The 13,605-nt window shown below is 54.5% G+C and carries 11 protein-coding genes; 8 read left to right on the top strand and 3 right to left on the bottom strand.

What is annotated here, in order from left to right:
* The first annotated feature begins 48 nt into the window (after nt 1-48).
* Entirely contained in the window at nt 49-624 is a 576-nt protein-coding gene (locus tag JSS75_09595; protein MBS1903946.1) for a GNAT family N-acetyltransferase, read from the top strand.
* A 12-nt stretch (nt 625-636) separates the two neighbouring features.
* On the opposite strand, the gene JSS75_09590 is transcribed toward JSS75_09595, so the two are convergent.
* Nucleotides 637-1,101: a DinB family protein gene (locus tag JSS75_09590; protein MBS1903945.1), complete on the bottom strand. Its 465-nt coding sequence runs from the start codon at nt 1,099-1,101 to the stop codon at nt 637-639.
* Between the two features lie 769 nt (nt 1,102-1,870).
* Between JSS75_09590 and JSS75_09585 the strand changes: the two genes are divergently transcribed.
* The 4 genes from JSS75_09585 to JSS75_09570 all read left to right on the top strand — a co-directional run bounded on the left by JSS75_09585 (nt 1,871) and on the right by JSS75_09570 (nt 8,297).
* Entirely contained in the window at nt 1,871-3,265 is a 1,395-nt protein-coding gene (locus JSS75_09585) for a hypothetical protein (GenBank protein MBS1903944.1), read from the top strand.
* A gap of 3 nt (nt 3,266-3,268) precedes the next feature.
* Entirely contained in the window at nt 3,269-3,943 is a 675-nt protein-coding gene (locus JSS75_09580; protein MBS1903943.1) for an NAD-dependent epimerase/dehydratase family protein, read from the top strand.
* Nucleotides 3,944-4,080: 137 nt separating this feature from the next.
* Nucleotides 4,081-4,848, top strand: a complete 768-nt coding sequence (locus JSS75_09575) for a urate hydroxylase PuuD (GenBank protein ID MBS1903942.1) — start codon at nt 4,081-4,083, stop codon at nt 4,846-4,848.
* A gap of 161 nt (nt 4,849-5,009) precedes the next feature.
* On the top strand, nt 5,010-8,297 hold the full coding sequence (locus tag JSS75_09570) for a hypothetical protein (GenBank protein ID MBS1903941.1): 3,288 nt from the start codon (nt 5,010-5,012) through the stop codon (nt 8,295-8,297).
* Nucleotides 8,298-8,311: 14 nt separating this feature from the next.
* Here JSS75_09570 and JSS75_09565 read toward each other — a convergent pair whose 3' ends face one another.
* Nucleotides 8,312-9,670, bottom strand: a complete 1,359-nt coding sequence (locus JSS75_09565; protein MBS1903940.1) for an OmpA family protein — start codon at nt 9,668-9,670, stop codon at nt 8,312-8,314.
* A gap of 265 nt (nt 9,671-9,935) precedes the next feature.
* Between JSS75_09565 and JSS75_09560 the strand changes: the two genes are divergently transcribed.
* From JSS75_09560 to JSS75_09550, 3 genes are all read left to right on the top strand, one after another.
* Nucleotides 9,936-10,742, top strand: coding sequence for a carboxypeptidase regulatory-like domain-containing protein (locus JSS75_09560; GenBank protein ID MBS1903939.1), 807 nt, complete (start codon nt 9,936-9,938; stop codon nt 10,740-10,742).
* Nucleotides 10,743-10,765: 23 nt separating this feature from the next.
* Nucleotides 10,766-11,227 carry an EVE domain-containing protein gene (locus tag JSS75_09555; GenBank protein MBS1903938.1) on the top strand — a complete coding sequence of 154 codons (462 nt, stop codon included), beginning with the start codon at nt 10,766-10,768 and terminating at the stop codon, nt 11,225-11,227.
* A gap of 165 nt (nt 11,228-11,392) precedes the next feature.
* On the top strand, nt 11,393-12,472 hold the full coding sequence (locus JSS75_09550) for a metallophosphoesterase (GenBank protein MBS1903937.1): 1,080 nt from the start codon (nt 11,393-11,395) through the stop codon (nt 12,470-12,472).
* Between the two features lie 60 nt (nt 12,473-12,532).
* On the opposite strand, the gene JSS75_09545 is transcribed toward JSS75_09550, so the two are convergent.
* Nucleotides 12,533-13,570 carry an RluA family pseudouridine synthase gene (locus tag JSS75_09545; protein MBS1903936.1) on the bottom strand — a complete coding sequence of 346 codons (1,038 nt, stop codon included), beginning with the start codon at nt 13,568-13,570 and terminating at the stop codon, nt 12,533-12,535.
* Nucleotides 13,571-13,605: the final 35 nt, after the last annotated feature.

Genomic DNA, 13,605 nt, shown 5'->3' with positions numbered 1-13,605 from the left:
ACTACCGGAGATGTTCGATTGTGACCCGTCATCGGGGCTTATTCTTCTATGATCGGAGTTCTGTCCTGCTGTATGATCTATGCCGTCGAAACAGACCGACTCGTCCTCCGGGAGATACTTGCATCCGATGCCGACGCATTATTCCAGCTCGATTCCGATCCGGAGGTAATGCGCCACATGCATTCTGCGCCAATGCTGAACCTCGCGGCTGCCGAGACGGAGATCATTGCAATGCAGCATCAGCGGCAGCGTGACGGTATCGCACGGTGGGCAGTGATCGAACGAGATAGTGGGGAATTCCTTGGCATTAGCGGGCTGCGAATCGTCCACGAGCATCGCAACGGACACGAGTACTATCATTCACTCGGCTACCGCTTCCTTTGGCAGCATTGGGGGAAAGGATATGCCACCGAAGCGGCTACAGCTTCGCTGCGTCATTGGTTCGAAACACTCCACCTCGACGCCATCTACGCTACAACCACACTTGGCAACGCCGCTTCCCGCCGAGTCTTGGAGAAAAGCGGAATGCGATTCGTGAATGAGTTCGACTATCACGGCCACCTCGAAACATGGTATGCGATCACCCGAGAGGAGTGGTTGAGTTACCATTCTCGCTCGGTCTGAATGATCCGACCCTCACCCCCACCCCGGGCCGACCCAGGGCAGCTTCAGATCGAGCCCTTCCGCATCGGAGATGTGGCGAAGTGTGATGTTTATTTGCCCGACGTGATGTTGCAGGTGTCGGATGTTATACACATGCAGTTCGAGCCGTGACAACGGCGAATTTCGAAAGATGGACGGGAAGCCGCAGTCGCCCGACATTGACCCCTCGGTCTCATCGGCGATTGTGCGGACGATACGGTCGTGCGTATCCTCGATGAACCGTAGCGTGTCTTCTTTTTCAAGGCCGGTGCTGATAACAGGTTCGAGTTCGTTGCCGCCTCGTTTGTGGTATTCGCTCGGCTGGTATTGATCTTCGTGGCGAGTAAGGTAGTACGAACACCAAAAGAGCGCGTGATATGCATCCTGTCGGATCGTGCTATGGCCCACCTTGGCGTCCCAGTGCTGGGCAGGACAGGCGGCGAGACTGTGTTTGAGCATGTTGAGCGAAGCTTCGTATTGGTTGAGGAGGGTTTGCCTGATGTTGTGTATCATTGGGTGCTCCGGAGACATTGCCATATCGAAGTGCGCGATTGTATTGATTTATTGGAGATGTGCTCGCAATATAACCGACGTGCAGATCCCGGCATTCCATCGTTGGGGACGTATCTCGGGGAATAGATAGAAACGTATTGTTATTTCAGAAGTTAGGCCTGCATCACATGAAGTTGTTTCCGAAACATGACTTTGTTCGGAACCCATGGGATGCATAAATTTGCATCCCCAAACTCCTATGCAGTCGGTTGGTGCACAGTATCCCCAGAGTGTACGGCCGCCACGAGCGTAGCAACGATGCAAAGCCCCTCAGCCACGAGGGGCTTTCGTTTGTGTCCCATAGTTCTTGTCGTTATAAAATTACAGCTTTCATCTGCTCTTGGGCACACAAGCAATTCAATCATAACTAATTAGGCTGAAATAACGTAGAAATCTGCTCAAAATTAGGCTTGCGGTTTCCCCCGTCGTCATGTATTTTTACATACAGAAGTTTGCTTTATAACCGTTCTCAAGTAAGCACATATTGAGTATGTATGTGTATTGCGATTAACCCGTGGCAGGAGGCCTCTGATGCGATCAGAGGCTTCCGTATTTTTACCCCTGCCTCAATTTGTCTGCCCCGATGCGCCGGAGCGCTACGCCACGATCTCATACCTCTCTTGGAAAACGAGCTACATATTCGTATTTTAGCTCATCATGGGGGTTGCAATTTTTTATGCGCTTACTGGAAGAATTTATTTATTCGCTTAGCCGATCGGAGCGAAAACGGTTGCGACCGCTCCAATTTCGCGGCAATAAGCGGACGATCTTCCTACGGCTGCTTCGAAGCAAGGCCCGGGGAGGATCGTCGGCGGTTGCGCGGAGTCCGCGGGGTAGTGCATCGGCCGGTCGGCTCGATCAAGTCGTCGGCGAGATCCTCGATGCATGCTACCGGGATATCGTCTCTGCTGGCGGCACCCATCTGTTGATGTATCTCGGCAACAAACAACTCTTCCGGCACTTCGTGAGGGTACTCCGCGCTCAGGAGACCGCGCTTCGATCCGATCCCGCCGGCCTCAAGCGCTTTTATGCCGACGTGATCGTGATGGCCCAATTCTTTTTGCTTGACAGCAAGAACGGGGATCGGGTGCGAACCCACGTTGAGCGGTGTTCCCTGGAGTATGCGGCAATGTTGAACGAATCCGAATCGTCGAGGCTATTGCGGACTTTCGATCTGATAGATGAGCTTCGTCGAACCGGATCGCAGCATTATGATGGCACACGTCATGCAGCCGCTCGCATCGGGTTAGAGGGAATATATGCCGAGGCCCGCAACAGCGACGATCCTGTTACGGCGTTCTTAGCCGTCGATCGATTGATGCTCGATAGCAGCCGACACTCGGGTAAACCGGATGCACGGCACTACGCACGAGAGGCTATGGAGTTAGTCAGATCTCGCCCAAAAGTATTTTCGCTGCTTGCCGAGCCGTATGTCATGGAGTGTCGGCTCCAACTCGAAGGCAACGACGGTGTCAGCGTGAAAGAACTCCAACGATTTCTGACACTGACTTGCGAGACACTCGGTCCGTCGGTGTACCAGATCGGTCGTTTTCTGCCGCGGATCCTCCGTGAAGGAGATCGCAAGTGGGTCAAACAGTTTATCGAATCGCATTTCCCTCACGATCTTCAGTTGTTGCCGCGCGAAGCGGCGCTTACGTATTCAACGCTGCTCGTGATTTATCATATTTATCTCGGCGAACTTGACGAAGCGCAACAGCACCTTCATCGGGGATACATATTCAGCAGCGGCCGAAAGCAGATCAGCGCGAATGCGCTAGCGCTGCGATGTTACGATGCATATCTTACTGCGATGCGCGGAGACCATATCGCGAGCGAGACCGCACTTATGAAACACATCCGCTTCGCTCGGACCAACGGCTACCACACCGGTGAGCGAAGAGCACTCCTGTTCCTCGATACGTTGCTGAAGCTCATCCGGTGTGTCGATCACGACCCGAAGCGCGCGAGCAAAATCGCCACCGAATATGCGGCGCAGTCCGGGACGAATCTGTTCGGATTTCAGGTGCAGCAATTTTATTCTCGGTATTTTCCTCATCATAATACGAAGTGACACATGGGACTGCGAGTGATCGTAACCGGCGCAAGCGGGATGGTGGGCGAGGGAGTAATGTTCGAATGCCTGCAACGTCCGGAGGTCGAACAGGTACTCGTCGTTGGGCGCCGCGCCTGTGGAACGGTGCATCCCAAACTGAAAGAGATTCTTATCCCGGACTTGTTCGATCTCTCGCAGATTCGCTCGCAGCTTGCCGGCTACGATGCCTGCTACTTCTGCCTCGGTACGTCGTCGATTGGAATGAAGGAGGCCGACTATCGACGGGTAACATACGATCTTACGCTGAACTTCGCCCGAACGCTCGTCGAAGAGTCGCCCGCAATGACATTCTGCTACATCTCCGGCGCCGGAACCGACAGCTCGGAACACGGACGGTTGATGTGGGCGCGTGTAAAAGGCAAGACCGAGAATGACCTGGCAGCGCTGCCGTTCAAAGCAGTGTTTCTGTTTCGACCCGGGTTCATCCAAGCCACGCCTGGACTGCATAATACATTGACACTCTATCGCTACTTGCGTTGGCTCGTGCCGATCTTGCGGCTATTTGCTCGTTCGATGATCTGCTCGCTTCGCGAGATTGGCGATGCGATGCTTGCCGTGACGTTGCATGGTTATCCGCAGCGTATTCTTGAAGTGAAGGATATCGTACACGCCGCCGCAAGCATCGCGCCGAACTGACCTTCTTCCCGTTGTTGGGCTCTGTCTGTTAATAGAGGGAAATCATCATAGGGAAGTAGTTGCACCGAGGGGAAATATTCATATATTTGCAACACTACATCATCGGATCGATTTTTCACCCAAAACACACAGTCATTATGCAATTCGTCGATTATCTATCCATTCTCTCGCGTTGGACCCATATTGCTGCGGGTATCCTCTGGATCGGCCTGCTGTACTTCTTTAATTTTGTCAACGGCCCATTTGCGGGGACGATGGACGGCGACACGAAGAAGAAGGTCGTGCCGGAGCTCATGCCCCGAGCGCTGTACTGGTTTCGTTGGGGAGCTGCCTACACGTGGATCACCGGCGTGCTGCTGATCTATTTCGTGTTTGAGTCGGGCAACGTCTTTCTGGCGAATACGTCCGGCGGTTCTGCCGGCAGCATCGTCGTGCTCTGGAGCTTTATCCTTGCTCCGTTTATTTACGATGCGCTCGCCAAGAGCCCGTTGGCGAAGAACCCCAAAGTATTCACCGCGATCATGTTCGTGCTTGTCGTCGCGGTATTGTGGGTCATGGAGACCGTCTGTGGGTTCGGCTATCGGGGGATGGTTATCTACATGGGCGCAATGTTCGGGACGACCATGGCCTACAATGTGTGGTACCGTATTTGGCCATCGCAGCAGAAGATCATCAACGGCGTGAAGACGGGTAATCCTGCCGACGCATCCGTTGTCGCGCTTGCCGGTTCGCGCTCGAAGCATAACACATATATGTCCGTCCCGCTTGTGTGGGCGATGATCAATTCGCACCATGCGCCGATGGCAAGCAATTGTGACTGGGGAATCACGAGCATTTTCATCCTTGTCGGCTGGGCAGCAGTAATGCTGGTCTATAAGAAAGCAGCCAAGATCAAGGGGTTCTAAACCCGGCGTGAATCGTTACGACAAGGCGGGGGCGTCGGATGGCGCTCCCGCTTTGTCACATTTATCCCGGCCGATGTGTCTTACCGACGAGGAGAGGCGAGATACTTGCGGAGTACTCTGACGGACGTTCTTGTTTGATCTGGAGGTACCAACAGCACAGAATGCATGAGAAATATCATGTGATGAGCAGTAAATGCTACCACCGTCTGTGGGTGGTTGTTGTACTCTATTTCCTATCGGTCTTCGCCGGTCCCGCAGAGGCACAGTGGCAGCTCATGAAGTCCGGCCTGCTGACACTCGACCAGTCGTTCGATGGTGCCATCGCCTATTGTGCAGGCAGGGTCTATGCCACGTCGCAGAATACAGTAATGGAGAGTTCCGACGACGGTGTCACGTGGATAACCCATACTGTTAACTTTCCACTTGCAGCGGCCAAGACACTCGATGTTGACTTTTATGATAGTCTCAACGGTGTCGTCCTCAGCCATTATTTCGGGCCATATATAACGCGTGATGGTGGAGCGAACTGGTCGGCGGCAAATCTGCCGGATTCATTCTGGACGCAAGCGAAATTTGTGTCGTCGCCCTATATCATCGCTGTCGCAACCGGCGCGGGGATTGTGTGGGTGACGCAAGATGGCGGCACGACATGGAATCGCATCGTCCCGCCATACAACGGTGACCTCACGAATCTGCTCGTGCGTCATGCAAACCATACTATCTATATCATCAAGCTCAACGGTTCGACTGGTTCTCGTGTCTTGTGGTCGTCGGATTATGGCCTGACGTGGACCACATCGGCCGGCGGCTATACCTACGATTGTTATAGCTTCGCGCTCGACTCGTGTAATTGGGGGCAGTTCAATATCGTCAACGAAGGAACGGCAGCACCGGAAAGCGACTTGCGCAGCCGCCTCCACTACTCGTTCGATAATGGCTTGACATTTCCACAGGTGGCCTACAGCGACATCACGTACTACACCGGCTGCATAACGAACTCGCTTGGCGGCACGCTTTATGTGCAGACCACACCCGAGACGCTCGACGGACTGCTTCGATCGCTCGATCATGGGCGAACATGGAAGAAGATCGGCGGACCGTCGGGAATCATCGATGCGCATCTTGTATGTACGAAGAACGACAACACCGTCTTTGCGGTAGACGCCAACGGGAATTGTTGGCGTACGACTAACAGCGGCAACGATTCGATCAGACGAGTCCCGAACGCGGGTACGCTCTCGCCAAGCGTCGCTTCCTTGTTCGATGGAGATACCGTCGTCGATTGCTCCGATAGCATCGTTCGAATGTTGACGTGCGGATATACCGGGTGTCTGCCCGTCAAGTTGAAGAGTGTCAGTGTGTATGGTCAGGATGCCGCTTCCTACAGTGCATGGCTTGCAACATCGGATTCGGTAGTCGTAACGCTTACCCCGACAGGCATTCACGGCCAACTTCCGGCAACACTGCTGCTCACGGCAGATGACGGCAGCACACAACTGGTCTCGTTGAATGGGAATGGCAGGGGAGTGCCGTTCATCTGCACGGCCTCGCCCGCTTCGATCACCGATTCGCTTACACTCTGCGATTCGCCTGTAACGCATCGTGTCATCTTTTCGGTGAAGGGTTGCTTCATGCCGCATATCGTCTCGCAGCGTATTATTGGCAGCGGGAATTACACCCTTGTTACTCCGGCACCCGACTCGCTCGGTGTTGCAAACTATGCCGAGATCGATTTCCGTCCGAGCTCAAGCGGAGCCGGAAGCGCAACCTACGAGGTGGTCTTTTCCGACAGCACCATAGTGCGCATCCCCTTAAACTCGTTCACCACGCCTGGCGGATATACTCGAACATACTCACCGGCAGCATTGACCGATTCACTAACACTTTGCGATAGCGCACTCACACGGGTTTTTCGGTTTCATGCCGGAGGATGCAGGGTGCCGAAAATTGTCAGTCAGCAGATCGTCGGCGCGCAGCCAGGTGACTACACTCTCGTTCAACCCGTGCCGGATTCGATCGGAGTATTGGATTCGGCGGTGGTGCGCTTCACACTTCATGGACTCGGTCTGCGCAGCGCGACGTACGAGATCGTGTTCGACGACGGTTCGAAGATTAGCATTCCGCTCAATGGGTTTGGGGTTGCGAATTCGTTCGGGGCTGAGGCCAGTCCGTCAGTCTTGCGCGATACAATACGCATCTGCGATCCGCCGTTCGATCGGACGATTTATCTTACGGGTAATGGATGTCCGCAGCCGCATATTATACTTCAGCAATTGTCCGGCGACCCGTCGTATCGTCTCGTCCAAATCATGCGGGATTCGGTTGGCGATCTCGATTCCCTCGTCGTTCGGTTCACACCCACACAGGGAGGTCTCGCTCGTGGTGCGATCGTCCTGACATTTTCCGACGGGACGCTGGTGACGATCACGCTGGAAGATGTCGGTGTCGAAACCCCATTCGCTTCGTCGATCGCTCCCACTGTGGCATTCGCACAGGATACGCTGTTCCCGTGCGACTCACCGATCGTGCAACGTTTCGCGGTAGTGGCAACCGGCTGCCCCAGCGCGCGTGTCGTCTCGCAATCGATCGTCGGCCCTGCGTCGGCCGACTACACCCTGTTGCAGGGTGTCGCCGATTCGATTGCCGTCCAGGACTCCGCGTTGATACGATTTTCTCCCTCCGGAGGAGGCGCACGCGATGCGAACTATGTGATTCAGTTCTCGAACGGATCTACCCTTGTCGTGCCATTACACGGCGTTGGAGGATCTCAACAAGTGCTCACTCTTTCGACGACGGACCAGAGCGTCGGCGTTCTTGGCTCGACGATCCATGTCCCGCTTACGCTCTCCGGGTTATCTTCATCGCAAACGATCGAAGCGGTACTGCATTATGATGTCACTGCCGATCTCGACTATCTCGGTTCGTATGCTGCGAGTGGAACCTCCGTTGATCTCGCTAGCGAGTCGTGGTCGGGCCGTGCAAAATTGCGGATACAAGGAGCAACCTCGGGGACGATCTGCACAGCCGATTTCAATGTCTTTGCCGACACGATCATGACACCTCGAGTATGGTTCGACTCGGTATCGGTAGTGGGGACGTTCGTCCCGTGCGCGTTCACCGTTGCAGATTCGGCCAGAGCCGCCGTATCGATTATCGGTGGGTGCGGGGTTGGGATTGTATCGCGGTTCTTACACCATCAGGTTCTTCCTCAATTCACCGTTCGACCGAACCCGGCAACGAACATCGCCGAAGTCCATTCTACGTCGAACGGATATGTCGTGATCGACGTCGTGGACGGTCTCGGGAGTGTTCATTCGCGCAAGGAAGGAATCATCGGTACCGATGCGCCGCTGATTCTTGATATTGCGGACCTGCCATCCGCAAATTATTTCGTCCGCATCGTGAACGGATCGGCAGTCGTCGTACTGCCGCTGGTGATCGTTCGATAGATTCGAGCTTCTTTTTACTGTGTCAGGATCACGAATTCCGTTCGCCGATTGCGAGCTCTGCCGTCTTCGGTGGAGTTATCCGCGATCGGCATCGAGTCTCCGAAGCCTTTCGCAACGATACGATTTGCGGCGACGCCGCGCTTGACGAGGGCAGCGCGAACAGCCTGTGCGCGTCGTTCGGAGAGCGTCTTGTTATGTTGCGAATCGCCGGTGTTGTCGGTGTGTCCGCGGACCTCGACCGTCATTGTCGGAAATGCTTTGAGCAAATATTCTGCGTTTGTCAGCGCTTCTTCCGATGCGGGCTGGATGTCTGCCTGATCGACATTGAATGTAATATCCAGGAATGCGACTTCGCCTGCTTTCGGCGAGTTATCGAATGTGCGTTCTGCGATCGCCGTATCGCGTGGCAGACAGAGCTTCATCGAGACCGTGTGCTGGCCGTAGGAGCGCGGCGTATATTCGATCACGTAATAGTTTTTCAGTTTGCGATAGAGGTCTTGAAAGACCGACTCGAATTCACCGGTGCGATACACCTGCTCGTGAATGCCTCCGGTCGAGTTTGCAACCTCGGTCATATATCCCGGATCGATGTTCTCGCCAAAATCGACTGCGCAAACGATAACGCCGTTGCGTCTGGCATTACGGATGACCGAGTCGCGTGTCAGCGTCGAACTGTTGTCCTTTCCGTCGGTGAAGACGACGATCGCTTTGCGGTCGTATCCTTGTGTCTTCGCGAGCAGGTCGATACCCGATTCGATCGCATCGCCGATGGCCGTGAACCCTCCAAACCCGGTAAGCCCTGTCTTTTGCAGCCGCGATTGCAGCAATTGGCCATCATTGGAGAGCGGCGATTCGACGCCGATATGTCCGTCATACTTGATCAATGCGAATGCATCCTCCGGCATCTTCATGGAGATGAACTTTGACGCGGCCTCTTGCACTGCAAGCGCACGGGGCTCACCCATCGAGCCGGAGTGATCCATTGCCAGCACGATTGCTGTCGGGATATGGTCGTTCTCCGAGACTTCGCGAAGTTTGAAATCTTTGATAATATCGGTGCGCCCCGCACAGACATCCGTAAGGCGGCACCACATCGAGCGAAGTTTCGAGCTCGATGCGCCGGAAAGGTAATTTCCGGCAGAATCCACCATATGCGAGAACAGACGGATGCGGTTGGGTTCGGTTGCCTCGGAACGACTCAGGTAGAATGCCGGGCGCTCGGTCGGCGGCGAGGTGATCTTCTTGATGCCGGTGATATAGACGGGGTTATATCCCGGCGGTGGTGTCGCATCGGCCGTCGCGGCAGGTTCGCTCTTGAGTATGGAGCAGCCGGAAATACAAAGTGTGAGTAGTAGGTACGATGGAAACTTCATTGTCATTCGATGGATGTCTCTGGGGTACTTGATCGGTCCGTGACGTGCACAGACCGTGCAAATATACGTAGCAGTGTTACTTAGCGCATGGCCTCACCGGAAACTGCCCCCAGCATTCTTTCTGCCGATGCATACCCCATGGAGTTGACTGGTTGCCATTCACGTGGGCACGATCATCGGTCGGCAATCAATCGATAGTCCGTTTGCGTGCACGATCCCGATTGTGTTCGTACATTTGTCTCGATATTGGCTATCCGATCCTACTATGCAGCGTCTGACCGTGATAACTATTCTCTGCTTCCTCGCAGCAGTGACGAGTTCCTGTTCCAAGTCGAGCGATTCGGTGGGCTCCGGCGGAGGGGGATCAACCCTGACGGGGGATCTGGCTGGCGTAGTGTACCTCTATGATCGAGAGGGACAGTATGTAGCGGAGGCTTCCGGAGTGACGGTGCGATGCGACGGGACAGACTTCAGCGCCGAGACCGATACGACCGGCCGGTGGATCATCCACGGTTTGCCGTCACGGACGTACTCGCTGACATTTACCAAACCCGGTTACACGACGCGCAGGATTCGGAGCATCGTCTTTCTCGGGGGTGGTGTGGTCAATGCAGGTGTTATCTATCTGGCGGTGGTACCGGATTTCACTATTACGCTTGATGCAGTCATCCTACCCTCGCCGTCAGAAGTCGATTCGTTCGGGCGGGTGACCCTGCACGATGGTGTACTGCTCGGACATACCAGCCCCAACGGTCCGTTTGCGATTTCATCTCCGGCGCTCCTGTTTGTCGGGAAACACGCTGTGTTCGATCCGGTTGATCCGGACAGCTATGGTTTTGCATCGGGCTTCAGCGTAGACAAGTATGGTGCAACCGCCGATACGATCCGGTCGCTTAGAGCTCCCCTTACCTACAGTTCATTGCTCGGTAACGGATTCAAGTCCGGCGACAGTATTTATGCACGCGCGTATCCGAGAGTGATCCAGATGACCGAGTTCGATCCGGTGAGGAGCGAAGATGTTTATGTTGGTCTCGGTCAACCCTCGAACACTCTTAGTGGTGTTCTGCGTTAGTATTAGCCTTAATATGCAATGTGATGGCAAACTACTGGCTTTTGAAATCCGAACCGACAGCATATTCGATCGACGATCTGGCACGCGACAAACAGACCGATTGGGGCGGTGTGCGCAATTATCAGGCGCGTAACACGATTCGCGATCTGATGTCGAAGGGCGATCTTGCATTCTTCTATCATTCGAGCAGCGATGTGATCGGCATTGTCGGCATTTGCGAAATTGCAAGCGATGCCCATGCCGACCCAACGGCGCTCGACGCCGCTGACGATCACTACGACCCGAAGTCCACACCCGACAATCCGATCTGGTACTCTCGGACCGTGAAGTTCAAACAGAAACTGAAGAACCCGATCACGCTTGCTGCACTGAAAACGACAAAAGGGTTGGAGAAGATGGTGCTGCTCCAACGCGGTTCCCGGTTGAGCGTGCAACCGGTGAGCGAAAGCGAATGGGGCGTCGTCATGAAGTTGCTCGATAAATAATCAACGGTCTCCATCGTATTTCTACGACCGATCCCAAGCGAGGATCGGCGCGTATTCGATTCATAACACCGTGGTAATAGGGAAATAACGAGGGACGGGTAGTTTTGCATCTCCCACCATTGCTGATGGGCAATTCTATTTCGTTCACCTCATTTCTTGTTACTCATGGTACGTATTGTTTCGTTCGGTGCTGTCGTGCTCGGCGCGGCTATGGCACTTCTGTTAGCTTCCTGCACATCCGATTCCACTACTACGACGCCCCCGACATCGACCGATTCCAATGCTGTCGCATATTCGTTTGTTGTGCTTGGATGTAATCGTGTCGATAAAGCCGATACAAATTTTACATCGAATCCGAGCACGGCAAACCTCAGCCAGTTCAATCGCTCTATGACGGAGATCGCGTCGCTAAATCCGAAACCGGATTATCTCTTCTTTGCCGGCGACATGGTACTCGGCTATACGAAGGATTCGACGCAGTTAGCAAGCGAACTTGGAGCGTGGAGAGCACTCTACGAAGCATCTGCAGCGAAAGCGGCCGGCATCCAGCTCGTTGCAGTGCTCGGAAACCATGAATCGCAGAATGACAAAAAGATTGCGACGGCTGCCGCCGAACGTCAGTGGCTTTCTATCATGTCGCCATATATCCTTGGTAGTAATGGTCCGGGGATCGGGGGGGCCGACAGCCTGCAAACCGATCAGAGCAAACTCACATACTCGTTCAATTTTAAGGATGCACACTTTGTGGTCGTTAATACCGACCCGGTCGGGCGAGACTGGCGTCCGGCGTCGCATTGGATCGCGTCCGACATCGCTGCTGCAAAGACTTCGGGAAGCAAGCACATCTTCGCAATCGGCCACAAACCTGCCTACGCCTGGGACTACCAACTCGGCGCCGGATCGGCGAATGACGGGTTGGGACAGTATCCCGAGAATCGCGATGTCCTGTGGAATGCGCTCGATAACAATCGTGCCGAAGCATTTCTTTGCGCGCACAACCACGTCCACACAATTCTCCGTCCGACCAACAAGACGTGGGAGATCATAGCAGGCAATGGCGGTAGTAAGCTCGAGACGGGTGTTACGACGGCCGAACAGAATTACGGATACACCGTTGTGCAGGTTCTCAAAAGTGGAAAAGTGATCGAGAAGAGTTATGGCCGCAATTTCTCTGGCTACCTCGACCCTTCACCTGCGTCTTCGTATCCAACGACGGTTCGCGATTCGCAGATCATTAGCTGGTAACACAGAGTTGTATGCAGATCGGGCGGACATGTTCTCACGGAGGGCATGTCCGTTTCGATTCTATTTGGAAAGCTTTCTCAGCGCTTTGATGATCGCGATCATATCGTCCGGCAGTTCGGTCGTCCATTCCATGAGTTCGCCGGTGCGGGGATGATAAAGGCGAAGCGTCTTGGCATGCAATGCTTGACGGTGGAAGCCCGTGAGCATGTCCTCGATGCGATGCTTGAAGCCTTGCACGTCGATCCGCTTCACATGCATCACGCGGCCGCCGTATGTTGGGTCGCCGAAGACCGGATGACCGATGTGCTGCATGTGCACGCGGATCTGGTGGGTGCGGCCGGTTTCGAGGCGCAGCTCAAGCAGTGAAAAACCGGCGTATTCCTCGATGACAATATATTCGGTGATTGCCGTCTTGCCGCCTTCTGGTACAACGGCGAAGCGCTTGCGCTCTTTCGGATCGCGGCCGATCTGCGTCTCGATGCGGCCGAATCGCTTTTTTGGAAGTCCCCAGACAATACACTGGTACACTCGGTGCGCCGTGTGATCGAAGAACTGCTTCGAGAGTTTGCGGTGCGAGAACATATTCTTTGCGACGACGAGCAGCCCGGAGGTGTCTTTATCGAGCCGGTGGACGATACCGGCGCGTTCGTGATCGTCGAGGTGTTCGGCAATCCCTTCGACATGATGCATCAGCGCATTGAGCAGCGTGCCGCTCGTGGTGGTCGGCGACGGATGCACAACCATACCGGCCGGTTTATTGATGACGATGATGTCGTCGTCTTCAAAAACGATATCGAGTGGAATCGCCTCGGCCTCCGCTTTTTGGCGAGGTGGCTTCGGAATAAACACTTCGATCTCGTCACCGCCTTTGATCTTGTAGGCCGCGCGTGTCTCGATCTTGTTGTTGATAAAGACGGCACACGAATCGATCGCCTCGCGGACTTTGGAGCGCGATGTGTTGGCAATGACACGCGAAAGATAATGATCGAGCCGTTCCGGTGTTTCGCCTGCGGCGACGGTTACGGAAAACACACGGAAGTCCGAAAGCTTCCAAGGCTTCTCGATGGCAGATTCATCGCTGTGCTTCGTTGGCGACATGGAGAGCACACAACAGCGAAGCGAGGGGCTTAGTT

It is taken from the genome of Bacteroidota bacterium (assembly GCA_018266755.1).
Taxonomy (GTDB): Bacteria; Bacteroidota; Ignavibacteria; order Palsa-1295; family Palsa-1295; genus JAFDZW01.
The sequence above is the reverse complement of the archived record's forward strand: the minus strand, read 5'-3'. Positions and strand labels throughout refer to the sequence as shown.